This window comes from Candidatus Poriferisocius sp. (assembly GCF_965219815.1).
GTDB lineage: Bacteria > Actinomycetota > Acidimicrobiia > Acidimicrobiales > Bin134 > Poriferisocius.
This window is the reverse complement of the sequence record NZ_OZ244791.1, coordinates 525,956-548,310: the sequence shown is the minus strand read 5'-3', so window position 1 is coordinate 548,310 and position 22,355 is coordinate 525,956. Positions and strand designations below refer to the sequence as shown.

25 protein-coding genes and 1 tRNA gene are annotated in these 22,355 nt (G+C 63.9%); 11 read left to right on the top strand and 15 right to left on the bottom strand.

What is annotated here, in order from left to right; all coding sequences use genetic code 11:
* Positions 1-28 precede the first annotated feature (28 nt).
* Positions 29-1,048, top strand: a complete 1,020-nt coding sequence (locus ACOQPI_RS02660) for an aspartate-semialdehyde dehydrogenase (RefSeq protein WP_420618171.1) — start codon at positions 29-31, stop codon at positions 1,046-1,048.
* Here the strand turns inward: ACOQPI_RS02660 and ACOQPI_RS02655 are convergent.
* The 3 genes from ACOQPI_RS02655 to ACOQPI_RS02645 are packed head-to-tail and all read right to left on the bottom strand — an operon-like array spanning position 1,045 to position 2,520.
* Positions 1,045-1,299 (bottom strand): MazG nucleotide pyrophosphohydrolase domain-containing protein, encoded by a 255-nt coding sequence (locus ACOQPI_RS02655; protein WP_420618170.1) that lies wholly within the window; start codon positions 1,297-1,299, stop codon positions 1,045-1,047. The two genes, ACOQPI_RS02660 and ACOQPI_RS02655, sit on opposite strands and share 4 nt — an antisense overlap.
* Positions 1,300-1,346: 47 nt before the next feature.
* Positions 1,347-2,120, bottom strand: coding sequence for an SDR family NAD(P)-dependent oxidoreductase (locus ACOQPI_RS02650; RefSeq protein WP_420618169.1), 774 nt, complete (start codon positions 2,118-2,120; stop codon positions 1,347-1,349).
* A 10-nt stretch (positions 2,121-2,130) separates the two neighbouring features.
* Positions 2,131-2,520: a nuclear transport factor 2 family protein gene (locus ACOQPI_RS02645; protein WP_420618168.1), complete on the bottom strand. Its 390-nt coding sequence runs from the start codon at positions 2,518-2,520 to the stop codon at positions 2,131-2,133.
* Between the two features lie 35 nt (positions 2,521-2,555).
* On the opposite strand from ACOQPI_RS02645, the gene ACOQPI_RS02640 reads away from it, so the two are divergent.
* The 5 genes from ACOQPI_RS02640 (at position 2,556) to ACOQPI_RS02620 (ending at position 9,093) form a co-directional block, all read left to right on the top strand.
* On the top strand, positions 2,556-4,244 hold the full coding sequence (locus tag ACOQPI_RS02640) for an N-acyl-D-amino-acid deacylase family protein (RefSeq protein WP_420618167.1): 1,689 nt from the start codon (positions 2,556-2,558) through the stop codon (positions 4,242-4,244).
* 102 nt (positions 4,245-4,346) lie between these two features.
* Positions 4,347-5,912, top strand: a complete 1,566-nt coding sequence (locus ACOQPI_RS02635; RefSeq protein ID WP_420618166.1) for an acyl-CoA mutase large subunit family protein — start codon at positions 4,347-4,349, stop codon at positions 5,910-5,912.
* Between the two features lie 4 nt (positions 5,913-5,916).
* Positions 5,917-6,363: a cobalamin B12-binding domain-containing protein gene (locus ACOQPI_RS02630; RefSeq protein WP_420618165.1), complete on the top strand. Its 447-nt coding sequence runs from the start codon at positions 5,917-5,919 to the stop codon at positions 6,361-6,363.
* Positions 6,364-6,416: 53 nt separating this feature from the next.
* A complete protein-coding gene (gene meaB / locus ACOQPI_RS02625; RefSeq protein WP_420618164.1) occupies positions 6,417-7,376 on the top strand; it encodes a methylmalonyl Co-A mutase-associated GTPase MeaB in 960 nt (319 codons plus the stop codon).
* Between the two features lies 1 nt (position 7,377).
* Positions 7,378-9,093 (top strand): acyl-CoA dehydrogenase, encoded by a 1,716-nt coding sequence (locus tag ACOQPI_RS02620; protein ID WP_420618163.1) that lies wholly within the window; start codon positions 7,378-7,380, stop codon positions 9,091-9,093.
* 22 nt (positions 9,094-9,115) lie between these two features.
* Here ACOQPI_RS02620 and ACOQPI_RS02615 read toward each other — a convergent pair whose 3' ends face one another.
* Entirely contained in the window at positions 9,116-9,526 is a 411-nt protein-coding gene (locus tag ACOQPI_RS02615; protein WP_420618162.1) for a hypothetical protein, read from the bottom strand.
* A 178-nt stretch (positions 9,527-9,704) separates the two neighbouring features.
* Between ACOQPI_RS02615 and ACOQPI_RS02610 the strand changes: the two genes are divergently transcribed.
* Positions 9,705-11,045 carry a peptidoglycan DD-metalloendopeptidase family protein gene (locus tag ACOQPI_RS02610; protein WP_420618161.1) on the top strand — a complete coding sequence of 447 codons (1,341 nt, stop codon included), beginning with the start codon at positions 9,705-9,707 and terminating at the stop codon, positions 11,043-11,045.
* 113 nt (positions 11,046-11,158) lie between these two features.
* Positions 11,159-12,325: a zinc-dependent alcohol dehydrogenase gene (locus ACOQPI_RS02605; RefSeq protein ID WP_420618160.1), complete on the top strand. Its 1,167-nt coding sequence runs from the start codon at positions 11,159-11,161 to the stop codon at positions 12,323-12,325.
* A 3-nt stretch (positions 12,326-12,328) separates the two neighbouring features.
* On the opposite strand, the gene ACOQPI_RS02600 is transcribed toward ACOQPI_RS02605, so the two are convergent.
* Together ACOQPI_RS02600 and ACOQPI_RS02595 are read right to left on the bottom strand one after the other, a co-directional pair.
* A complete protein-coding gene (locus tag ACOQPI_RS02600) occupies positions 12,329-13,396 on the bottom strand; it encodes an Ldh family oxidoreductase (RefSeq protein ID WP_420618159.1) in 1,068 nt (355 codons plus the stop codon).
* Positions 13,393-13,911: a DoxX family protein gene (locus tag ACOQPI_RS02595; protein WP_420618158.1), complete on the bottom strand. Its 519-nt coding sequence runs from the start codon at positions 13,909-13,911 to the stop codon at positions 13,393-13,395. Before ACOQPI_RS02595 ends, ACOQPI_RS02600 begins: the two co-directional genes overlap by 4 nt.
* A gap of 34 nt (positions 13,912-13,945) precedes the next feature.
* Between ACOQPI_RS02595 and ACOQPI_RS02590 the strand changes: the two genes are divergently transcribed.
* Positions 13,946-14,203: a hypothetical protein gene (locus ACOQPI_RS02590; RefSeq protein WP_420618157.1), complete on the top strand. Its 258-nt coding sequence runs from the start codon at positions 13,946-13,948 to the stop codon at positions 14,201-14,203.
* An 83-nt stretch (positions 14,204-14,286) separates the two neighbouring features.
* On the opposite strand, the gene ACOQPI_RS02585 is transcribed toward ACOQPI_RS02590, so the two are convergent.
* Entirely contained in the window at positions 14,287-14,562 is a 276-nt protein-coding gene (locus ACOQPI_RS02585; protein ID WP_420618156.1) for a cell division protein CrgA, read from the bottom strand.
* Positions 14,563-14,629: 67 nt separating this feature from the next.
* On the opposite strand from ACOQPI_RS02585, the gene ACOQPI_RS02580 reads away from it, so the two are divergent.
* Positions 14,630-15,208 carry an anthranilate synthase component II gene (locus ACOQPI_RS02580; protein WP_420618155.1) on the top strand — a complete coding sequence of 193 codons (579 nt, stop codon included), beginning with the start codon at positions 14,630-14,632 and terminating at the stop codon, positions 15,206-15,208.
* Positions 15,209-15,233: 25 nt separating this feature from the next.
* Here the strand turns inward: ACOQPI_RS02580 and pknB are convergent, their stop codons facing one another.
* Both pknB and ACOQPI_RS02570 read right to left on the bottom strand, forming a co-directional pair.
* A complete protein-coding gene (pknB, locus tag ACOQPI_RS02575) occupies positions 15,234-17,624 on the bottom strand; it encodes a Stk1 family PASTA domain-containing Ser/Thr kinase (RefSeq protein WP_420618154.1) in 2,391 nt (796 codons plus the stop codon).
* Between the two features lie 33 nt (positions 17,625-17,657).
* The gene (locus ACOQPI_RS02570; RefSeq protein ID WP_420618153.1) at positions 17,658-18,455 is read right to left on the bottom strand and encodes a PP2C family protein-serine/threonine phosphatase; all 798 of its coding nucleotides are present in this window, start codon (positions 18,453-18,455) and stop codon (positions 17,658-17,660) included.
* Between the two features lie 131 nt (positions 18,456-18,586).
* On the opposite strand from ACOQPI_RS02570, the gene ACOQPI_RS02565 reads away from it, so the two are divergent.
* Positions 18,587-18,670: transfer RNA gene (locus tag ACOQPI_RS02565), tRNA-Leu, on the top strand.
* A gap of 10 nt (positions 18,671-18,680) precedes the next feature.
* On the opposite strand, the gene ACOQPI_RS02560 is transcribed toward ACOQPI_RS02565, so the two are convergent.
* From ACOQPI_RS02560 to larB, 6 genes are read right to left on the bottom strand one after another with little or no spacing between them, the layout of a single operon-like run.
* Positions 18,681-18,959 carry a hypothetical protein gene (locus ACOQPI_RS02560; RefSeq protein WP_420618152.1) on the bottom strand — a complete coding sequence of 93 codons (279 nt, stop codon included), beginning with the start codon at positions 18,957-18,959 and terminating at the stop codon, positions 18,681-18,683.
* A 51-nt stretch (positions 18,960-19,010) separates the two neighbouring features.
* Entirely contained in the window at positions 19,011-19,184 is a 174-nt protein-coding gene (locus ACOQPI_RS02555; protein WP_420618151.1) for a hypothetical protein, read from the bottom strand.
* Positions 19,181-19,555 (bottom strand): hypothetical protein, encoded by a 375-nt coding sequence (locus ACOQPI_RS02550; protein ID WP_420618150.1) that lies wholly within the window; start codon positions 19,553-19,555, stop codon positions 19,181-19,183. The genes ACOQPI_RS02555 and ACOQPI_RS02550 overlap by 4 nt, the downstream gene beginning before the upstream one ends.
* 5 nt (positions 19,556-19,560) lie before the next feature.
* Positions 19,561-20,277, bottom strand: coding sequence for an MBL fold metallo-hydrolase (locus tag ACOQPI_RS02545; RefSeq protein ID WP_420618149.1), 717 nt, complete (start codon positions 20,275-20,277; stop codon positions 19,561-19,563).
* A 10-nt stretch (positions 20,278-20,287) separates the two neighbouring features.
* A complete protein-coding gene (gene larC / locus ACOQPI_RS02540; protein WP_420618148.1) occupies positions 20,288-21,475 on the bottom strand; it encodes a nickel pincer cofactor biosynthesis protein LarC in 1,188 nt (395 codons plus the stop codon).
* Positions 21,476-21,507: 32 nt separating this feature from the next.
* A complete protein-coding gene (larB, locus tag ACOQPI_RS02535; RefSeq protein WP_420620974.1) occupies positions 21,508-22,257 on the bottom strand; it encodes a nickel pincer cofactor biosynthesis protein LarB in 750 nt (249 codons plus the stop codon).
* Between the last annotated feature and the right edge of the window lie 98 nt (positions 22,258-22,355).

The window sequence follows — 22,355 nt, the reverse complement described above, 5'->3', positions numbered from 1 at the left end:
CCGCCGGGCCAACGGTAGGATTTTCGCCGTGAGAGTTGCCATTGTCGGCGCCACCGGCCAGGTGGGCGGGGTGATGCGCCGCCTGTTGGAAGAGCGTGACTTCCCCGTCGCCGAACTGCGGGTGTTGGCGTCGGCCCGCTCCGCCGGCCGGACCATGTCTTGGCGAGGTCAGGACTTCGTTGTCGAGGATGCCGCCGCCGCCGACTACCGCGGGGTGGACATTGCCCTGTTCTCCGCGGGGGGCGTCACCTCCCGAGAACTAGCCCCCCGAGTGGCCGAAGCCGGTGCCACGGTGATCGACAACTCCTCGGCCTGGCGTATGGACCCCGACGTGCCCCTGGTGGTCCCGGAGGTCAACGCCCACACGCTGGCTGAGATCCCCAAGGGGATCGTGGCCAATCCCAACTGCACCACGATGGTGGCTATGCCGGTGCTCAAGCCGTTGGCCGTTGAAGCCGGACTGCGCCGGCTGGTGTTCTCCTCGTACCAGGCGGTCTCCGGAGGTGGCTTGTCCGGGGTTGCCGAGCTCGACGAACAGGTGCGCAAAGTGGCCGACGATGCCATCGGCCTCACCCACGATGGCCAGGCCGTTTCGTTCCCAGCGCCGTCGGTGTTCGCCGCCCCCATCGCCTTCAACGTGGTCCCCGAGTGCGGGTCCTGGATCGATGACGACTCGGGGGAGACCTCCGAGGAGCGCAAACTGGTGGAGGAGAGCCGCAAGATATTGGAGCTCCCTGATCTGGCGGTGAGCGCCACCTGCGTTCGAGTGCCGGTGTTCACCGGCCACTGCCTAGCCATCAACGCGGAATTCGACCACCCCTTGAGCCCTCAGCGGGCTACCGAGCTGCTGGCCGCCGCCCCCGGCGTCGCGCTCAACGACGTGCCCACTCCCCAAGCCGCCGCCGGCATCGACCCCACCCTGGTCGGCCGCATCCGTGTCGACCCAACCGTCCCTCACGGCCTCTCCCTCTTCGTCGCCGGCGACAACCTCCGCAAAGGCGCCGCCCTAAACGCCATCCAAATCGCCGAAGCTCTAGTCGGCCCTTAGCGCGGCGGATTATCCCGATACCGCAACGCCGCTTCTTCCAAACTAAGCCCCAACTGGTTAGCCAGCGACGCTAGCCAAGCCAACACATCCCCCATTTCGTGCAGCCGTTCCACATCGTCACCCTTGCGCACCGCCTGCGCCAGCTCCCCCAACTCCTCGCACAGCCACGCCACCGTCGCGGGGATGCCCCGTTCCCGGTCTTGGGGGCCGTACAGGTCCTCCATGAGCTGTTGGAACGCCGCGATCTCCACTGCGGCTCTGTTTACTCGATAGCAGGACCGTGCACGGTGACCCGCAATCAGAGGCGATAGCCCCCGTCAACGCTGATCACTTGTCCGGTTATGCCGGCGCCCGCCTCCGAGGCCAACAACACCGCCATCGGAGCCAGTTCCTCAGGTTCCAGAATTCGGCGCTGGGCGCTGTCGGCATGGGCCTCGGCCTCGGCCTCGGCCGTGCTGACGCCCTTGGCCGCAGCCAGTCGCTCAAAATCCACCAGTGCTGTGTTGGTCCATCCCGGGCACAGGCAGTTCACCGTGATCCCGTGGGGCGCCGCCGACACGGCCAACTGCTTGGTCAGGCCCACCAGGCCGTGTTTGGCCGCGGTGTAGCCCACGCTGGCCGCGGCCCGCTTGGACGCACCCGAGCCGATGTTGATGATGCGGCCATAACCCTGCTCTCGCATTGGGGCAAGCGCTTCCTGGCTGGTCCAGAAGGCCGAGATGAGGTTCAACCGCAGTGTGGCCATGAACGGCTCGGCACTTCCCGAGAAGGGGTCGTGATTTCCCCCCGATGAACCCCCGACGTTGTTCACCAGCACATCGACGCGCCCGAACTCGGCCATTGCCGCCCGCACCGGCGAGCGGGCCTGGTCTTCATCGGCGGCATCGGCCACCACCGCCAGCCCCGATTGGCCCGTGTCCTCGATCTCGGCCACCACCGAATCAAGCTGCTGTCGGGTCCGGGACGACACCACCACCGTGGCCCCCTCCCGGGCCATCCCCACAGCAATGGCCCGTCCGATCCCCCGGCCCCCGCCGGTGACCACCGCCACCCGGCCTTCAAGCACTGGCACCGTCGCTCCCCTAGCCGTATGAAATCGTGCGGTGGGCCAGCTTCCAGCCGTTCTCGGTCCGCATCAAGCGGTCCCGATACGTCCCAAACAATGCAATCGACGGCTCAGTGGCGGTGTTCACCCAGAACTGCCAATAGGCATCAGATACAGCCTCGTCGCCGTTCACCGTTACCGCTTGGGTGGTGATCACGTGGCGGGTATTGCTCCCCGGCCCCACGGTGCCCGCGGCGCGCCGCTCGATGGCTCCGGCCAGGAGATTCTCTCGCCCCTGCAACTCTCCCCCTGGCATGTCCCACCGAGCATCGTCGGTGAACAAGTCCACGTATTCCTCCAAATCCCCCTCATCCGCCAGCATCGCCAACCGGGCAACAACATTTTTGATCGCAGCATCGTCACTCATGCTCTGAGAATACCGACAGGGAGTAACCTCACCACATGCACGACCTCGTCATCCGCGCCGGCACAGTCATCGACGGCACCGGCCAACCAGGATTCACCGCTGACATCGCCATCGACAACGAGACAATCACCGAGGTCGGCACCAACGTTTCCAAAGGACGCCGAGAACTCGACGCCGATGGCCTACTCGTCACCCCCGGCTTTGTCGACATCCATACCCACTACGACGGACAGGTCTCATGGGACCCCGAGATCACCCCATCGGTGTGGCACGGGGTGACCACGGTGGTTATGGGCAACTGCGGCGTGGGCTTCGCCCCGGTACGGCCCGGCTCAGAGGAATGGCTCATCGGCCTGATGGAGGGGGTAGAGGACATACCCGGCGCGGCTCTCGCCGAAGGCATCGAATGGGAGTGGGAGAGCTTCCCCGAGTACCTCGACGCCGTTGACCGCAAGCCCCGCGCCATCGACGTTGCCGCCCAGGTACCCCATGGCGCGCTCCGGGCCTACGTCATGGGAGAGCGGGGAGCCGACCACAACAACCACCCCACCGACGACGAAGTCGCCGAGATGGCCCGGTTGGCCGCCGAAGGCGTGGCCGCCGGCGCGGTGGGCTTCACCACCAGCCGCACCATCAATCACAAGACCAAGTCTGGCGAGCACACCCCGAGCCTTACCGCCGGTGCTCCCGAGCTGTGGGCCATCGCCGAGGCAGTGGGCCAAACCGGCAAGGGAGTATTCGAGATGGTGGGCGACTGGATGGACTTGGATGCCGAGTTCGATCTGGTAGCCGAGATGGCCCGGCGCAGCGGCCGACCGCTGTCCATGACCATTGCCGTCCCCGACACAAGGCCCGATCTGGGCCACCAGCTTCTCGACCGCATCACGCAGGCCAACGAGGCTGGCATCCCGCTGCGAGCGCAGGTGGCCAGCCGTCCGGTGGGCGTGCTCGTGGGCTTGCAGTCCACGTACCACGCGCTGCTGTCCTGCCCTGGCTACCACCAGTTCGCCGCCCTCGATCTGTCGGAGAGAGTGGCCCGCTTGCGCGAGCCCGACGTGAGGTCTCGTCTGGTGGCCGAATTGGCCGCCCAACCCCTCCACACCTTCAATCGTCTCGACAAGCTCTTCCCGTTGGGCGAAGCGCCCGACTACGAGCCCTCGCCCGACGTCAGCGTGGCCGCCGATGCAGCCCGACGCGGCGTGGATCCTCACGAGGCGCTCTACGACGCGCTGTTGGCCCGCGACGGCACCGAGCTGCTGTACGTCCCCGTGATGAACTACGCCGACGGCGACTTCGAGCTCACCAGGGAGATGCTGTCCCACCCACTCAGCGTCCCGGGTTTGGGCGACGCCGGCGCCCACGTCGGGTTCCTGTGCGACGGAAGCATGCCCAGCTTCCTGCTCTCCCACTGGGGGAAAGACCGGACGCGGGGCGACACGTTGCCAGTGGAGCAGCTCGTCAAGTGGCAGTGCGCCGACACGGCGGCATTGGTGGGGTTCAACGACCGGGGTACGCTGGCGGCTGGCCAAAAGGCCGATATCAACCTCATCGACTTCGAGCGGCTCAGCCTGCAAGCCCCTGAAATGGTCTTCGACCTGCCTGCGGGTGGGAGGCGGCTGGTTCAAAGGGCCAGCGGCTTTGTCTCCACTCTCGTTGCCGGCCAAGTTGTACAGACCGACGGCGAATTGACCGGCACTCGGCCTGGCCATCTGGTCCGGAGTTGAACACCCCTCAAAGCGCGTAAAACTCCCATTTTTCTTGGAAATGACTGCTTCCATCCGATAGTTGCACTTCCAACTATCGGACTTCCTTGATAGACTTCTCCAATGGTCGAGACCATGTCGGGAATTCCCCTCGACCCCACTTACGGCGACGGGTTGCAACCAGGCGAGTACCCCTACACCCGCGGGCTGTACCCCACCGGCTACCGCAGCAAATTGTGGACCATGCGGATGTTCGCCGGGTTCGGAACCGCCACCGACACCAACGCCCGCTTTCATGCTCTGCTTCGAGCCGGGGGAACCGGGCTGTCCACCGCCTTCGACATGCCCACTCTCATGGGCCGGGACTCCGACCACGAGTGGTCGGTGGGCGAGGTAGGCCGGGCCGGCGTGGCTGTGGACACCCTGGCCGACATGGAAGACCTCTTTGCCGGCATCAAGTTGGACAAGGTGACCACCTCGATGACCATCAACGGGCCGGCCGCCATTCTCATGGCCATGTACGTCGCGGTGGCCGAGCAGGGTGGTGTGCACCGGGCCGATCTCGGCGGCACCATTCAGAACGACATCCTGAAGGAATACCAAGCCCAAAAGGAGTACATCTTCCCGCCCCGCCCATCAGTGCGGTTGGTTACCGACTTGATCCGCTTCACCACTGCGGAGATGCCCCGCTGGCATCCAGTCTCCATTTCCGGGTATCACATCCGCGAGGCCGGGTCGACCGCGGCCCAAGAGCTGGCCTTCACTCTGGCCAACGGCTTCGCCTATGTCGAGGCCGCCATCGCCGCCGGGCTCAACGTGGACGACTTCGCCCCCCGCCTTTCGTTCTTCTTCAATGCCCACAGCGATTTCTTCGAGGAGATCGGCAAGTTCCGGGCCGCCCGCCGCATCTGGGCCACCTGGATGAAGGACCGCTACGGCGCCACCAATGCCAAGTCGCTCATGTGTCGTTTCCACACCCAGACCGCAGGTGTCTCCCTCACCGCCCAGCAGCCCGAAAACAACATCGCCCGGGTGGCCCTCCAGGCACTTTCCGCCGTGATGGGAGGCACCCAGAGCCTGCATACTGATTCCTTCGACGAAGCCTTGGCCCTGCCCACCGAGAAAGCTGCTCGCATCGCCCTTCGCACCCAGCAGATCGTGGCTCACGAGACTGGTACCGCCTCGGTGGTCGACCCGCTGGGGGGCTCGCACTTCGTGGAGTGGATGACCGACGAGATGGAGCGTCAAGCCAACGAGATATTCGACCACATCGACCAAATCGGTCGCGGCTCCATGCTGGAGGGGGTGTACGCCGGCATCGACGACGGCTACTTCGTCGGTGAGATCGCCGACGCCGCCTACCGTTTCGAACGCGAGGTGAACGCTGGTCGGCGCATCATCGTCGGAGTCAACGAATTCACCGAGAACGACGACGACGAAGCCAATCTGCTGTCCATTGGACACGCCACCGAAGAGATGCAGATCAAGCGTCTCGATCAGATTCGCGGCGATCGCAACGATGACGCAGTCCGAGCTTCTCTGGCCGCGCTGGTTGAAGCCGCCGGTCAGCCCGACATCAACCTCATGCCGTCCATCATCGACGCGGTGCAGACCTATGCCACCGAGGGCGAGATCGTCGCGGCACTGGAGTCGGTGTTCGGCACCTACGTCGAGACCGCGATGGTGTGACCCGATGAGCGAGACACCCGGCATTTCGCCGCTGTCTGCGGACGACCAAGAGCCGCTGCGGGTGGTGCTGGCCAAGCTGGGCTTCGACGGCCATGACCGCGGCCTGAAGGTGGTAGCCCGAACCCTGCGTGACGCGGGCATGGAAGTGATCTACCTGGGACTGCGCCAGACCACCGACAGCATTGTCGCGGCCTGTGAGCAGGAGGACGCCGACGTGATCGGGCTGTCGATGCACAACGCTGGCCACCTCACTTTGGCCCCCCGCATGGTGCAGGCCGTTGAGGAAGCTGGTTTGGGCGTGCCGGTGGTGATCGGCGGCATTGTGCCCGCCGAAGACGTGACCGTTCTGATCGAGGCCGGCGTGGCCGTCGTGCTTGGGCCCGGGGCATCAACCGAGGAAGTTGTGGCCGCGGTGCGCGCTGCCGTAGCCCGCCAGTCCCCAGCCCGGTGACCTCTCAGCCCGGTGAGTCCTCAGCCCGCGGATCCCTTCTTGGGCGTCAACCCGTGAGCGCCCCCTCGCTCGACGAGCTGTTCGAATCGGCCCGGACCGGAAACCGGCGGGCGTTGGGCAGACTGCTCACCCTGGTGGAACGCCAAGACGACAACGCCGTCATAGTGTCCGAACGGGCCCACCGTGATGCCGGACAGGCACGGGTGATCGGGGTGACCGGCGCCCCGGGCAGCGGCAAGTCCACCATTACCGGCCGACTGGCCGCCGTCTCCGGTGCAGCCCGGCCCGCCATATTGGCCATCGATCCCAGCTCTCCTCTGACCGGAGGGGCCATATTGGGCGACCGCATCCGCATGGACAACAACGTCAGCAGTAGTACTTTCATCCGGTCTATGGCCACACGGGGCCACGCCGGTGGGTTGGCGGTGGCAGTGCCCGACGCTGTCCGGGTGCTCGACGCCGCGGGCTGCGACCCGATCATCGTGGAGACCGTAGGCGTTGGCCAGGTGGAGGTGACCGTCGCCGCCGCCGCTGATACCACCGTGGTGGTGGTGACCCCCGGCTGGGGCGACGCGGTGCAGGCCAACAAGGCAGGGTTGTTGGAGGTGGCCGACATCTTCGTCGTGAACAAGGCCGACCGACCCGACGCCCGCGGTGCTCGCCGAGACTTGGAATTGATGCTCGATCTCGGACACCAGGGAGACTGGCGAGCCCCCATTGTCTTGACCACTGCCACCGAGGGGGAGGGCATCGACGACTTGTGGTCGGAGATCGAGCGCCACACCTCATATCTTCACCACTCCGGCGAACTGATCCGCCGCCGCTGCCGACGCCGTCGCAGCGAAGTGGCCGACAGGATCGAGCTCGGCTTGCGCGACCGGGCTCTCCGCATCATCGACCACCAGTCCGGTGAATCAGCAATGGTCCGCGTCGAGCGCCACGAGCTCTCCCCTGCCGCGGCTGCCGAGCAGCTGCTGGCGACTCTGATCCCCGACAACCCTCCAAAAGAGTGACATGAGCACCTACTCCGCCCCCTTGGAAGACATCGCCTTTGCTCTGCGCCAAATTGCCGGTTTGGACGACCTGGCCCAGCTGCCCGCATGGAGCGATGTCGGACTCGACCACACCGAAGACCTCCTGGCTGAGGCCGGGCGACTGGCCGCCGAAGTCATGGCCCCCCTCAATCGAACCGGCGATGAAGTAGGCAGCGTGCTCGACGCCAACGGCAACGTCATCACCCCTGAGGGATTTCGGCAGGCCTACCAGCAGTACATCCAGAGCGGCTGGACCGCGGTGTCGGCCCATCCCGAACACGGGGGGGCCGGATTTCCGCTGGTGGTCGACGTGGCCATCCAGGAGATGTTCACATCAGCCAACATGGCGTTCTCGCTTTGCCCGATGTTGAGCCAGAGCGCAATCGGCGCACTCAGCACCCACGGCAGTCCCGAGCAGAAGCACCGCTGGTTGCCCCCGCTCACCAGCGGCGCCTGGACCGGAACCATGCTTTTGACCGAGCCCCAAGCGGGCTCAGACGTCGGCGCACTCACAACTCGAGCCGAACCCCAAGGAGATGGGAGCTATCGCCTGTGGGGCCAAAAGATCTTCATCACGTGGGGCGAGCACGACATGGCCGACAACATCGTCCACGTTGTGCTGGCTCGCACTCCCGACGCACCGATGGGCACCCGGGGAATCTCCTTGTTCATCGTGCCCAAGTATTTGGTGGAAGCCGACGGCACGCCGACCCAGCGAAACGACATTCGGTGCATCGGGCTTGAGCACAAGGTGGGCATACATGCCAGTCCCACCTGTGTGATGGAGCTCGACGGAGCAGTCGGAGAGCTGGTGGGGGAAGAGGGCGAGGGCATGCGCCTGATGTTCACCATGATGAACAAGGCCCGCCTCTTGGTGGGGCTCGAAGGCCTGGCGGTAGCTGAGCGGGCCTACCAGCAAGCGGCGGCCTTCGCCGCCGACCGGCGCCAAGGTAGACGCGCCGACACCGAGCCCGGTGATCAGGCACCGATAATCCAACACCCCGACGTGCGCCGCATGCTTCTGGACATGCGAGCCCGTACGGAAGCCATGAGGGGGTTGCTGCTTCTCAACGCGGCCGCGGCCGATCGCGCCGCCAGCCATCCCGATCCGGACCACCGCCTACAGGCCCAGCAGCGGGCTGAACTGCTGACGCCGGTGTCGAAGGCCTGGTGTACCGACCAAGGCGTCGAGGTGGCCTCACTGGGCATCCAGGTACACGGCGGCATGGGATTCATCGAGGAAACCGGGGCCGCCCAGCATTGGCGGGACAGCCGCATCGCCCCCATCTATGAGGGCACCAACGGCATCCAGGCCATCGACCTGGTGGGACGCAAGCTTCCCATGGCCGATGGCGCTCCGCTGGCGTCGCTACTAGAAGACATGACCGGTTTGGACAAGAATTTGGACCAGGCGGTTGCCGCGGTGGCCGATGCCGCCCGTTGGCTGGGCGAGCACCCTGGCGACGACGCTTTGGCCGGAGCCACCCCGTTCCTCGAGATGCTCGGTCTCACCGTTGGCGGTTGGGTCATGGCTCAGACGTGGGACACGTCCCGACTACTCGAATCGGCCGAACCGGAGCGGGCTGACTTCTGGAGGGCAAAGCAGACATCCAGCCGCTTCTACCTCGATCAGATCCTCCCGACGGCCCCTGCCCTGCTCTCCGCAGTCACTTCTGGAGCAGCCGCCCTGGACTAGCCGCCTTGGGCAAGCCGCTCTACTAACCGCCCAAGCGCTCGCGGGCCGAGGCGCTGCGGTCCAACAAGTGAGCAGGCACCGTCGCCCCGTTTACCACCACGTCTCCGCCGGCGTCGTCTCCGGCCCCCGCCGGCAGTTCCTCAACGTCGCCGTTCGATCCAGCAGCCAACTCCCCCGCCTCGGCCGCCGCCTCAGCAGCAGCCTCAGCGGCGGCCCGCTTGACCAGGAAGTCCTCCCACTCAGCCTCTTTGACCAGCTTGTCCCGGTGGATCGAACCCCGCTCGGCCCCGCTGTCGAATCGCACCCAATAGCGCAACCAGCGCATACCGGTGTGCATCATCACCTCGCCGGAAGTCCCCTCGGCAACCCCGGCCAAGTCTTCGGCAAGGACAACTCGCTCCCGCCGCTCCAAGACGTCGGATCTACCGGCCATTCCCTCAGGGTATCTGTGACATGCAGACCCGGAGAAACCGCCGCAGAACCCTCGAATTCATTGACCACAACCACCACATCAGTCACACTGAACTCATCAAGGGGTGCTTGGATTAATGTTGCAATTTGGTTACGTTTATAGCCATCGCCCCCGCTTCCGCGGATTTCGATAGCTCCTCATGCGCAGATTCAATCGGATCCTCGTCCTTCTAACAGTCATAGCGCTGTTGGGATTCAGCGCACCCAGCGCAGCCCAGGACTCCTTCGTGGAAGAGCGGCAGCAGCAGATTGAAGAAAAGAAGCGAGAGATCGAAGAGCGTCGCCGAGAGCAGCTCACACTTCAGCGCGCCTCACTGTTTGCCATCAAAGAACTCGATGTAACCAATACCCAGATTGAAGAGGTTGATCTGCATCTCAAGCAGGTCAATTCGTGGATCGCCGCGGCCGAAGCCCGCTTGGGAGCGGTGGAGCTCTCCCGCACCACAGCCCAAGAGCGGGTCGTCGACGCTCAAGAGCGAGCCGCCAACGTGGGGCTTGAGATCACCGCAATACGGGAGCAACTACAAGACCAAGTGGTCCAGATCTATCTCGACTTCGTCTACGAGCCCAATTTCCTCCTCGAAGACGGCGACCCCAACCGAAACGCCCGTCGCCAGTTCTACGTAGAGGAGCTGGGCGCTGACGCCCAAGTGCTCATTGACCGGCTGCGTCGGGCATTCGACGACCAGGAAGCTTCCGTGCGGCAAGCCGAGCAGGCCCAAGCCGACATCGAGCAGGCCCAAGCCGACATCGAAGAGGCATTGACCGAGCTGGCCGAGCTCAAGGAGGCCCAAGAACTGCTCCAAGAGGAGTGGAACCGAAAGCGGGAACTCCTCCAAGCGAGAATCACGCTCGAAGCCCAAGAACAAGCCGACATCGAGGGCGAGATATCTGGACTCGAGCAGAACATCGAAGAAATCGAAGACGAGATCGAGCGGGAGCGGGAGCGAATCCGCCTGGAAGAAGAACGGCAGAGGCGCGAGGCAGAGCTGGCCCGCTTGGCCGAGTTGGAGCGTCAACGCCGGGAGGACTTGGCCCGCTTGGAAGAACAGGAACGGGCGGGCCAATTCGACAACATCGAAATCCCCGCTCCCCCGACGTTCTTAAGGCCGGTTACCGGAGAGGTGGTATCCGGGTTCGGCAATCGGGTCCATCCCATCTTCGGCACCGTTCGCTTCCACGCCGGACTCGACTTCGCCAACAACATGGGCGATCCCATCCTTGCTGCTGCCTCTGGCACCGTCACCCAAACGAGATGGAGAGAGGGTTACGGGAACACCATCGTCATCGACCACGGGGGTGGGTGGACAACCCTGTATGCCCATCTCTCGGGTTACAACGTGTCCACCGGACAAGAAGTGGGTATCGGACAACAGATCGGCCTTATCGGGAGCACCGGGTGGTCCACCGGCCCCCATCTCCACTTCGAGGTCCGCTACCGAGGGTCGCCCCGAGATCCCGCCAAGTACCTCAGCGTCTGATCGCATCGGGACCAGTGCGTTTTGCGGCCGGGGCGCCGACGAGCATTGATGATCGCCCCCGGCAAGCATCAGCTCGGTTGTCTTTGACCCGGCCTCACGGCAAGACTGAGCCAATGGAGGCCTTGGTCTTTGAGCGCAAGCCCGCTCGCTATGTGGCCGCCGCGGTGGCTTCACGGGTGGTCCCCGGTGCGGGTGGCGGGGTAGGTCCACTCCGCTTGCGCGACATCGAACCGCCTGAACTGCCTGGACCGGAATGGCGCACCATTCGACCTCGGCTGACCGGCATCTGCGGATCCGACCTGGCCACCGTGGAGGGCCGGTCGTCCCGCTATTTCGAACCGCTGGTGTCGTTCCCGTTCGTCCCCGGTCACGAAGTGGTGGGCATCGATGAGGATGGGCGTCGATTGGCACTCGAACCGGTTCTGGGTCCAGAGGCCCGAGGCGAACCGCCCCCCTTCCCCGGCGCTGCCCCCGGCGACGGAGACGACTACGGCTATCTCCTCGGAGGCACCATCAAAGATGGGATCCAGATTGGCTTTTGCTCCAGCACGGGTGGCGGATGGGGAGAGATGCTGGTCGCGCACCAGAGCCAACTCCATTCAGTGCCAGATCACTTCAGCGACGAGGCTGCCGTCATGCTGGAGCCCGCGGCCGGTGGAGTCCACGCCGCCGTGAAGGCCCAAGTGGAGTCCGGGGCCTCGGTGGCCGTACTGGGAGCAGGCACCATGGGATTGTGCTCCCTGGCCGCATTGCGGTCGCTCACCTCCGCCGGAACCATCATCGTTACCGCCAAATACCCCCATCAGCGGGACCTGGCCGACGCTCTGGGCGCCGACATCATTGTCAACCCCGATGAAGTTCGACGCGCCGTGCGGAGGTTTAGCGGCTGTCGGATGTTGGGCAACTACCTATCGGGCGGGGTGGACATAACCATCGACGCGGTAGGCAGTCCAGCATCGGTAGCCGATGCGATCGCCATCACCAGGCCTAGGGGCCGAGTGGTGTTGTTGGGCATGCCTGAATCGGCTCGAATCGACCTGACCGGACTATGGCATCGTGAGACCGAACTGGTCGGCGCCTACACCTATGGAACCGAGTACCTTCCGGATGGACAAACTGCCACCAGCTTCGCGATGGCATTCGATTTGGTGGCTTCAGCCAACCTGGAGCGCTTGGTCTCGGCCCGCTATCCCTTGGACCGCTTTCGGGAGGCCGTCGCCCACGCTGCTGAGGCTGGCGCTCGAGGCGCGATCAAGGTTGTGTTCGAACAGAACGCCTGATCACTATGAGCCCAGCGGGGCCAGTCCGAAGTCGGCACCGATAGCGCTGATCTCCTCCACCAGGGCAACCGGCAAGGGAATGCCTCCGGCCAGCCGCTCGGCCCGGTTCTCGTGCTCGATTTCGCCGGGCACATAGATCCGGTCCACCCCATCGGCCCGCTCGGTGTTGTGAACGTCTCGAATGAGCTGGTCCATCTGCTCTCGAAACCGATCCAATCCGCAGAATCGCTCCAGATCCAAGGTCAGAAACATCCAGCCCTTGGCCAGCCGGCGATTTCCCACCAATTCGCACTCCGTCTGCTCGGTGTGACCGAAGCTGCTGCCGGCAACGATCCCGGAGAGCACTTCCACCATCAGCGCGATGCCAAACCCCTTGTAGCCCCCGAACCAGCACAGATTCTGGGCTGAAGCTGTCGCCGTGTCCGTGGTTGGCCGGCCCAGATCATCGTTAGCCCATCCCTCGGGGATGGTTGGATCACCGCGCTTTTTGGCCAGCAATATCTTGTTCCCAGCCACCGCGGTGGTGGCGATGTCGTACACCACCGGCAGTTCTTCCCCGGCGGGAACCGCCCAGGAGAATGGATTGGTCGAGAAGATGCCCGATCGGCCGCCGTAGGGAGGCACAATGGCCGGGCCGTTTTGCACTGCCATGGCGAAGCAGCCGGCTTCAGCCGCAGGGAGGGTGTAGTAGGCCAAGGCACCCAGGTGGGTTCCCTCTCGTACGGTGACTGCTGCCACCCCGTGGGCTTTGGCCCGCTCCACGGCCAGTTCCATGGCCGCCACCCCGGACACCTGCCCAAATCCGACGCCACCGTCCATCATCACTGTGGCACCGTCGTCTCGAATCACAGACACTTCTGTGACTGGCCGAAGATGGCCAGACTTCAGCCGGGCCACGTACAGCTCGATCAAGTGGGCGCCATGGGAGTCCACACCCCGCAGGTCAGCCTCCACCAGGTTGTCGACCACGACTTCAGCTTGATCGGGGGGCACCCCCAATCCCTCAAGAATGACTATCTCGTAGCGCCGTAGGACGTCATGATCCACTAGGACCACATTGGCATCGCTCACTGTGAAGCAGCTTCGTCAGGCTTGGGCGGGCGATAGAACACAGCGAGCTGTGTCAACCCCGCCAGCACACCGCCGCCGGCGCCAATCGCCAGACCAACGTAGCCATCCCAGTCGTCGTCGATTCCCAACGCGCTGTCCACCGACCACTCCATGGGCCCCAAGGTGGCCACCGAAGCCGCGACCACCGCCAGTACGAAGGTGTACTCCCAGCCTTCCCGCACGATCATGAAGCCGTTGTGGCGGTGAACCGTCCACGCCGCCACCACCATGACCCCGACCATCCCCGCGGCCGCCAAGGGAGTGAGAAATCCCAGGGCCAACAGCAAGCCCGCGCCGATTTCCGTGAGCGCTGCCATCCAGGCATGCAACTTGCCCGGCTTCATCCCCATGCTGTCGAACCAACCGGCGGTGCCGGGGATGCGGCCGCCTTGAAAGATCTTGCCGTACCCGTGAGCGGCAAACGTAAGCCCGATGCCTACCCGCAGGATCAGCATTGCCAGATTCATCTCGTCCATAGGCCCACAGTACTGGCCCATCTAGGCTGGGCACGTGCCCCTCTGGCTCAGTGTTCTCATCGCCATTCTCGCGGGGATGGTCCTGATCCGGGTCGGCATCGGCGTGCTCTTGATGATTCGCCAGCCCCTCCCGCCGCCTCCTCCGCCGGGTGAGTTGCGCAAAGTGAAAATCACCTATCGGTGCTCAATCTGCTACACCGAAGTCCGCATGACCGTCGCCCCCGAGGAAGACCCGGCGCCTCCCCGTCACTGCGGCGATGACATGGATTTTGTGGCCCCAATCGACGATTAGGGTTGGTTTTCCACAGGTTGTGAACAAATCTGGGTACAAACTACAAAGCCGTAACTAGCCCGTCACCTGGTCGCAACCAAGAATCAATGCCATTGAGTGGCCACCAGCATCCCAGCCAGCAGCAAACCAAGACCCCCTAGCAGGTACCAGTTGTTGGTGTCTCCGGGCAGCAGCGCCACGTAGTTCAGCACAATCACGATGGCGCCCAACACCAACAGGGCGATCATCAACACCGGCACCCAGGTGGGGCTGACCCTCTCGACCGAGACCGGTACGCGGGGAACGGCTTCGTTCTCGGGCCGGGTGCCTCTTGGGGTTACCCGTCCGCCTTGCACTCTTCGCTTCGTTGGCTTGGCCATGGGCCAAGGATAGACCTGGAGTTATCTGGTTCTAGCCTTGAGCAGTCCCCAGATAACGTTGAACCCGGTGAGCCCCAGAATTCTGGTGATCGACAACTACGACTCGTTCGTCTACAACCTCGTCCAGTATCTAGGGGAGCTAGGTGCCCAACCCATCGTTCAACGCCACGACGCCCTGTCCCTGGAGCAGGCTCGCGACCTCGAACCCGATGGTGTTCTCATCAGTCCTGGACCGGGCCGTCCATCTGATGCCGGGCTGAGCAACTCCCTCATCCAAGAGTTCTGCGGTATCCGGCCCGTCCTCGGTGTGTGCCTGGGATTGCAGTGCCTCGGAGAAGTCTTCGGCGGACAGGTGGTTCGAGCCCCTCAGGTCATGCACGGCAAGACATCGATCATCCACCACACCGGAGACGGAGTCTTCGCCGGCCTCCCCAATCCGATCGAGGCAACCCGTTACCACTCCCTCATCGTGGAGCGTTCTTCAGTGCCCGATGTCTTGTCTATCACTGCGGAAACCGATGACGGCCTCGTGATGGGGTTGCGACACCGTGAGCACCCGGTAGAAGGCGTTCAGTTCCACCCCGAGTCGATTCTCACCTCATCCGGCCACGACATGCTGTCCAATTTCCTGGCCCAGACTGGTTGATAGCTGCCGGTCGATTGCTGCCGGCCTAGTTCCAGGAGACATCGCATCCGTTGTCTACCCCCGGAGTATCGCCATCCAGACCCTCGGCCCAATTGTCAGCGTTCGCCGCTGATGCGGGCATTGGATACGGAAGTTCTATATTCCACGCCACCGCAAATCCGGGAATATCAGAGTAAGTCGCAACAAGACCCCTGCACTCGGTTTCGAATTGGCTGGAAAGGGTGTTCCATCTCGCGATGCTGCCCAAGGCATTGGGCAGGCGCCCAGCAGCCACGGCTCTCGCAGTGATATCGGAGGCGGCGTTCCACGCTGCCGCCCGACGGGGATCAAGTTCTTCGACCGGAATCGCAGGGCGACCAGGGGGTCCCGGACCCGACGGTCCCGGACCCGACGGTCCCGGACCCGACGGTCCCGGACCCGACGGTCCCGGCGGCGGAATTACCGAAGTCGGCAATCCCAAACAGGCGATTACCTCCGTCCCCGCAGGATGTTCCTCTTGAGCAGGAGGCACCTGTCCCATGATTCGCCCAGCCAGTTCTTCGGTGTCATTGGGGAAGTCGCAGTCTGGAACCGGCTCGACCAAGACCAGCTCCAGCTCAGCCAACCGCTGTACAGCCGCTTCCGGGGTCAGTCCGATCAGGCTGGGCACGATCACGCTCTCCGGGCCCAAAGAAACCAGGATCTTGATCGGGGTGCCGGGCAGCAGCAACACGGGTGGTGCCGGATCAGTGCTGATGACAAGGCCCGCCTCTACATCGATAGAAGACTCCTCCAAGACTTCATCGCTCACTTCAAGACCGGCTTGTGTCAACACCTGGGCGGCCCGCAATGGAGTCATCCCCATCACATCGGGCACCTCAACGGCCTGAATCCCCTCTGCCACGAAGAGCACCACGGTACTGCCCGGTGCGACTTGACCTCCGGCTGGTGGATCCTGGCGCAGCACTTGCCCAGCCGGCGCAGTGGAACCCTCAACCTCCCGCAGTTCAGCGGCGAATCCCCGGTCTTGCAAGAAACGGGCAGCATCATTCGCGTTTTGGCCCACAACCCCGGGCACTGCCACCGGAACGGCCCCCGAACTTACTGTGACCTCGATTTCCGCCCCCTGCTCCACTTCATCCAGCGCCGCAGGGGATTGGGAGATCACCTCGTTGGCATCCACCGATTCGCTGGCTACGAACGCCTGGCTGACCACGAAACCGGCAGCCCGCAATTCACGAATCGCCGCCTGACTCGACAAGCCCACCACATCGGGTACGGCAACAAGCGGAGCGGGAGTCACGGTTACCGCGGGCGGTGCCGACTCATTGCCGTTGTCCAGGACGTTCGAAAGCACAAAAAACACCAGCACGGCCACGGCGATGAAAATCACCGCAGCCGCGGTGTAAAGGCCAGCTCGAGATGAGGGCTCCAAGACGGTCACCGCAGGAGGTGGAACTGCCGGAGGCTGGGGCGGCACCTCTGAGGGCGGTGGAGGCGGGGGTTGCTGGGTGCTTGTCGGTTTCTCCGGTTCTTGGGGTGGCGGAGGTGGAGCTTCCTTCTGGGCTTCAGCGGGTTGGTGGCGAGGAGACAGTTGGTGCCGACCTTCTCGATAGCGCCGCAGATCCCGTTGAAGATCCTTGGCCGTTGGATACCGCTGCGCCGGCTTCTTGGCCAGCAGCTTCATGGTGATCGCCTCAAGTGACTCCGGCAGCACAACTCCCAGCGACGACGGGGAGGGCACCGCTTGCTGGACATGCTTGTAGGCAACCGCCACCGAATTGTCGCCCGCAAAGGGAGGACGACCGCAGAGCATTTCGTAGAGCACGACTCCGAGCGAGTACAGATCACTGCGATGATCCAGGGTCTCCCCCTGGGCCTGTTCCGGTGAGAAATAGGTGGCTGTTCCCATCACAGAGCCGGTTTGGGTGAGGTTCGCCTCCGCTCCCCCGAACGCGGCAATGGCAATCCCGAAGTCAGTCACCTTCACTTTTCCATCAGGCGACAGCAGTACATTGCCCGGCTTTACGTCGCGGTGGATTACCCCGTTCTCGTGGGCGCAGCCCAGCGCGGCGGCCACGTACATGGCGATTTCTGCGGCCTGCTCAGGAGAGAGTCGAGCGCCGCCTCGAAGCAGCTCAGCCAAGCTCTTGCCCTCGATGTACTCCATGACGATGTAGTACGTGCCTTCTGCCGAACCCCAGTCGTATACCGCCACAATGTTGGAATGGTTCAGATTGGCCGCTGCGGTGGCTTCCCGCCGGAATCGCTCGACAAAGCTGGGATCGGTGGCGAATTCCGGAAACAGGCGCTTGATGGCTACCGGGCGTGACAAAAGGGTGTCCTCGCCGAGAAAAACATCAGTCATGCCGCCACGAGCGATCTGATTTCGCAATCGGTAACGACCGCCCAAAAGCTCCGGACCGTTGTCTGTCATGGCGAAAACAGCGTACTTCTTGATTTGCTCGATTTATGGCAGGGCTACGTCGATCACGTCCACGACAACCACCGTTACGTTGTCGCTTCCGCCATGCTGCAAAGCCAGGCTCACCAGCGCATCAGCCGCTTCTTTCGGAGACTCAAACTGGAGCAGGATCGCGTGAATATCCCGGTCGTGTACCTCGTTGGTCAAGCCATCGGAGCACAGCAGATAGCGATGACCCGTCACTGGGGCCAGAGTCCAATCGTCAACCACCACCTTTGACTCAATGCCCAGCGCCCGGCTGAGATGATGCCGGTACTCATGGACTTCTGCCTCTTGCGGAGTGATCATCCCTGCTTTGACCATCTCCTGCACCACGGTGTGGTCCTCGGTCAGCTGGTGAAGCCCGCTCTCGTCGCAACGGTAGGCCCGTGAATCCCCGACGTTCACCACGGCCAACGCCTCGCGGTGGTCTTGTTCAACCACGGCCAGCGCACACAGAGTTGTCCCCATCCCCGACAACTCGCTGGTCGACATCGACTCGGCCAAGATCTCCTCGTTGGCTCGCTCCACTGCATCCACCAGCTCACTCACCGTTGGCACCGGTGAATGACTTGGCCGACGGCCGAATCGATGGCGGCGGCGGTCTCCGGTCCGAGCATGAAGCGCAGCCTTGATTTCGGCTGCCAACGTCGCCACCGCCAAGGAAGACGCCTCCGCTCCCCCTCGATGGCCCCCCAACCCGTCGGCAACCGCGAAGAGTTCCCCTTCAACCAGCATCGAGTCTTCGTTTTTCTCTCGACGTCGGCCTCTATCGGTGGCTTGCCCCGCTTCTAGCCGGATCATCAGAGTTCCATGACCGTGGTGCCCCCCACTTTGCGGTGGACTATAACCACCGCCCGTGACGATTGGCAGTCGGCCCATTCTCAGTTATCGATCTGATCCCCCGTCTTGTACGCTGACCACCCCGACGATCAGCGCGAGTGGCGGAATTGGCAGACGCGCAGGATTCAGGTTCCTGTGTCCGCAAGGACGTGGGGGTTCAAGTCCCCCCTCGCGCACGTCTTGGGCTCAGCCCACCGTTCCGTCGGGGGTAGGGGTGGGCACTTCGGTGACCGGAATAACCGGTGGTGGACCCCAGGCAATTGCCGCTTTGGAGAACCCGGCGGCCATGGCCACCGTCAGAGCCAGTTCAGCCAGTTCGGCCAGGGTGAACTCCTCGCCCAGCGCCGCTTGGTCCGCCGCGCTTAGCCCTGACGGGTCGGAGATCACCGCATCAGCCATTCTCAAGGCCAGCTTCAACCGGTCAGGCAGGTCGCTATCGGCGTAGCCATCTTCGATCTGGTCCACCAGATCCTCGGTGAGTCCCTGCTGCTTCGCACCTGCGAAGCGGAGGTTCTTTCAAATGTTGCAGTCGTTGACCCGGGCGTTGCGAAGCCGGCCCACCTCCTTGGTGGCCTGATCCAACTGCCCCTCGCTCCACAGCGTGCCGTAGAAGCGGTTGAATACCGCGAACAGCTCGGGCTGGTGGTCAAACGCAGACATGCCCCCCTCGGGAATCGTGATCCTGCTCATGGCATCATTCCTTTCAGTGCGGCCTGGCTGCGGGCCAGGGCTTCGTAGGTGGCAATGGCCGTGGTGAGCGCAGCCAGCTCAGGTGGCGAGAGATGAGCGTTCAACTCAGCGCACAGCTCGTCGGTAACTCCGTGGGCGTCCAATACGTACTGCTCGGTGAACGCCAGTACAGTCTTTTCCCGCTCGTCGCTCGGAGCCCGGGCCGAGCCCGATGCTTCCCCGTTGATCATCTGTTCGATGCGGGCCCTACACAGCTCCAACAGAGCGGGGTCCAAGCCCACTGTGTGGAGGGCCTGTACCAACTCTTCCAGCGGCTCGGCCACATGGGAGTCCAGAGCCGCCAGATGATTGCCGATAGAAGTTGAGCTCATTTCCATCACCCGCCGAACATAGCCAGCCACTGCTCAGCCGAGCGAGGCATGAACACGTAGTTGGTCTGGCGGGTCTCGCCCATCGACGCCGACGGCTGGGGGGAGTACAGATGCCCGGGGTACAGCGTGGCGCTGTCGGGAACCCGGGCCAAGCGCTGCGTGAGGCTCTCGTACATCGCCGCCGGATCGCTCCCCGGCAGATCGGTCCTCCCGCACCCCTCCAAGAACAGCGTGTCGCCGGCCACCAAACGCCCGTTGGTCAAAAAGCACTGGCTCCCGGGAGTGTGGCCCGGGGTGTGGATCATCTCGATGTCCACCTGCCCCACCGACAGCACATCACCGCTCTTGTGCAAACACAGATCGTCTTCCTCAATACCTGTAGTCATGGTGACATAGCGGGCCTCATCAGCTTGGACGTGTACCGGAACCGACACCAGCTCCAGCAGTTCGGCCACCCCCGTGATGGAGAACTGCATCATCGACCCGCCCACATGATCAGGGTGGTAATGGGTAGCCAATACCCCGGTGAGCCGCATCCCGTCGGCCTCAACCAGATCCACAATCCCCTGTGGGTCATAAGCCGGGTCCACCACCACTGCTTCCCCCGTCTCCCGATCCCCAATCAGATAGACGAAATTCACCATCTGCCGGGCCATCATGTCCCCAACCGCCAAGTCCCGCCCCGACAACAACTGCCTGAAGTACAGCCGCTCGTTTTCCACCCCATCGATACTAGGCAACGGGCTCGTCGTCTCCCTGTCGCCGCCAAGCCTCCTCCGCCAACGAAACAACCTCACGAGCCGGCAACCCCAACAACTTCGAGGCCCGCACCGCCTCATCGTGCTCAACTTTGATCCGGCCCGCGCTCACCTTCACCCGAACGCGCCGACCATCCACGTCTACCTCATGCTCCAACCGGGCCCGAGGCCACCGCTCGATCAACTGCCCCCGCACCCCCAGAGACCCCGTCTCCTCGGCCAGCGTGGCCGCCACCTGATCGCCCACCGCAGGATCGGCCAATGCACTCACCGTGTACGCCGGCCGCCCCTTCTTCATGACGATCGGCGTGATCCAGGCATCGTGCGCCCCTGCATCCAACAGCGATGCCACCGTGTGCGCCAGGGTCTCCCCCGTCGCGTCATCCACGTTGGTCTCAAACAACATCACCGGCTGGCCCGCGGGGCGAGATGCCGCCATCGTCCCCACCACCACTTGAGTCAGATTGGGACGATCCTCCAGTTGGTTGTCGCCCGAGCCAAATCCGCTTGCTGAGATCGTCATCGGCGGCATGGGCCCCCAGCCTTCCGCCAGCGCCGAGAGAATCGCCGCACCGGTGGGAGTGGTCAGCTCCAGACCCACGTCCAAGCCGAACGTCGGGCACCCCACCAGCAGTTCCACCACAGCGGGCGGCGGATTGGGCAGCCGCCCGTGGGCACTGCGGATCATTCCCCGCCCGCACGCCACCGCACTGGAGTAAACCTGGTCGATCCCCAGTACTTCCAGCGCAGCGCACGTACCCACCACGTCGATGATGGCGTCCAGCCCGCCCACTTCGTGGAAATGGACCTGCTCTGGCGGCCGGCGGTGCAGCTTGCCCTCGGCCTGGGCCAGAGCATCGAAGACCGCCAGTGCCCGGTCGGCCACACGGTCGGGTAGCCGAGCCTCTCCGACGAGGGCATTGATGTGACTGGCGGTACGCACCACCGATGTCTCCTGAGTGATCACCCGCACGTCGGTAGCCGCGATGCCCCCTCGCTGGGTGGGATGGGCTTGCAGATCCCAACCGCCCAAGGGCAGCAGTTCGCATATGTCCCGCACTTCGGCCACATCTGCCCCGGCGTCGATCAGCGCCCCCAGCGCCATATCGCCCGCAATCCCGCTGAAGCAGTGGAACCAGGCAACACCAGCCGGCTCAGCCATCGGTCGCTCCGCTCAGCCATCGGTCGCTCCGCTCAGCCATCGGTCAACCCTGCCCGCGACACTGCTCGATCCCTCGTTTTGAACAGCCGCAGCACCGCGCAAGCCGCGCCGAATCCATTGTCCACTCCGACCACGGTCACACCCGCGGCGCAAGACGACATCATGGCCAGCAACGGGGTGACCCCCTCTAGCGAAGAGCCGTACCCCGCGCTAGTGGGCACGGCCACCACCGGGGCCGCCGTAAGCCCACCCACGACTGAGGCCAAGGCCCCCTCCATCCCGGCCACCACCACCACGGCGTCGGCTTCCGCCAGCGAGTCGACTTCGTTCAGAATCCGATGAAGTCCGGCCACCCCCACATCGTTCAGACGCTGCGGCGCCAGCCCATGGGCGGCCAGTACCACTCCGCACTCGTCGGCCACCCGGAGATCGGCAGTACCGGCCGCGGCCAGCACTACCCGCTCGGGCCGCGGGGGTGCCGGCCGCCAGACCAAGGTGGCCTCGTAGCGCTCCCCGCCAGGGTTGAGGCCCAGCGAGGCCGCGGCCTGCTCGGCTGAGGCCCGAGTCAACAGCACCGGACTTCCAGGCTGATCGAGCAGCTCCTTGACAATGGCCGCGCATTGGTCAGGTGTCTTGCCCGGTCCGTAGACAACCTCGGCCAGCCCCTGGCGGAGGTTGCGATGGTGATCCACCCGGGCAAACCCCAAATCGGCAAACGGCAGCCGCCGCAGCTGCCGCACTGCGTCATCAGCCGACAGCGCGCCGCTGCGCACGTCGTCCATCATTTGCCGAAGAAAAGCCTCATCCACCTCGACATCCCGCCTTTTCCAGTAGTCCTTGCCGTTTTCTCACCGCGACCGCGTTTCTCAGTACCACTATC

Excerpts from the sequence above, each read along its gene's own strand:
- ACOQPI_RS02645 (WP_420618168.1), bottom strand. The coding sequence starts at position 2,520 with ATGAGTGACGATGCTGCGATCAAAAATGTTGTTGCCCGGTTGGCGATG.
- ACOQPI_RS02640 (WP_420618167.1), top strand. The coding sequence starts at position 2,556 with ATGCACGACCTCGTCATCCGCGCCGGCACAGTCATCGACGGCACCGGC.
- ACOQPI_RS02635 (WP_420618166.1), top strand. The coding sequence starts at position 4,347 with ATGGTCGAGACCATGTCGGGAATTCCCCTCGACCCCACTTACGGCGAC.
- ACOQPI_RS02630 (WP_420618165.1), top strand. The coding sequence starts at position 5,917 with ATGAGCGAGACACCCGGCATTTCGCCGCTGTCTGCGGACGACCAAGAG.
- ACOQPI_RS02620 (WP_420618163.1), top strand. The coding sequence starts at position 7,378 with ATGAGCACCTACTCCGCCCCCTTGGAAGACATCGCCTTTGCTCTGCGC.
- ACOQPI_RS02615 (WP_420618162.1), bottom strand. The coding sequence starts at position 9,526 with ATGGCCGGTAGATCCGACGTCTTGGAGCGGCGGGAGCGAGTTGTCCTT.
- ACOQPI_RS02610 (WP_420618161.1), top strand. The coding sequence starts at position 9,705 with ATGCGCAGATTCAATCGGATCCTCGTCCTTCTAACAGTCATAGCGCTG.
- ACOQPI_RS02605 (WP_420618160.1), top strand. The coding sequence starts at position 11,159 with ATGGAGGCCTTGGTCTTTGAGCGCAAGCCCGCTCGCTATGTGGCCGCC.
- ACOQPI_RS02595 (WP_420618158.1), bottom strand. The coding sequence starts at position 13,911 with ATGGACGAGATGAATCTGGCAATGCTGATCCTGCGGGTAGGCATCGGG.
- ACOQPI_RS02585 (WP_420618156.1), bottom strand. The coding sequence starts at position 14,562 with ATGGCCAAGCCAACGAAGCGAAGAGTGCAAGGCGGACGGGTAACCCCA.
- pknB (WP_420618154.1), bottom strand. The coding sequence starts at position 17,624 with ATGACAGACAACGGTCCGGAGCTTTTGGGCGGTCGTTACCGATTGCGA.
- ACOQPI_RS02570 (WP_420618153.1), bottom strand. The coding sequence starts at position 18,455 with ATGATCCGGCTAGAAGCGGGGCAAGCCACCGATAGAGGCCGACGTCGA.
- ACOQPI_RS02555 (WP_420618151.1), bottom strand. The coding sequence starts at position 19,184 with ATGAGCAGGATCACGATTCCCGAGGGGGGCATGTCTGCGTTTGACCAC.
- ACOQPI_RS02550 (WP_420618150.1), bottom strand. The coding sequence starts at position 19,555 with ATGAGCTCAACTTCTATCGGCAATCATCTGGCGGCTCTGGACTCCCAT.
- larC (WP_420618148.1), bottom strand. The coding sequence starts at position 21,475 with ATGGCTGAGCCGGCTGGTGTTGCCTGGTTCCACTGCTTCAGCGGGATT.
- larB (WP_420620974.1), bottom strand. The coding sequence starts at position 22,257 with ATGGACGACGTGCGCAGCGGCGCGCTGTCGGCTGATGACGCAGTGCGG.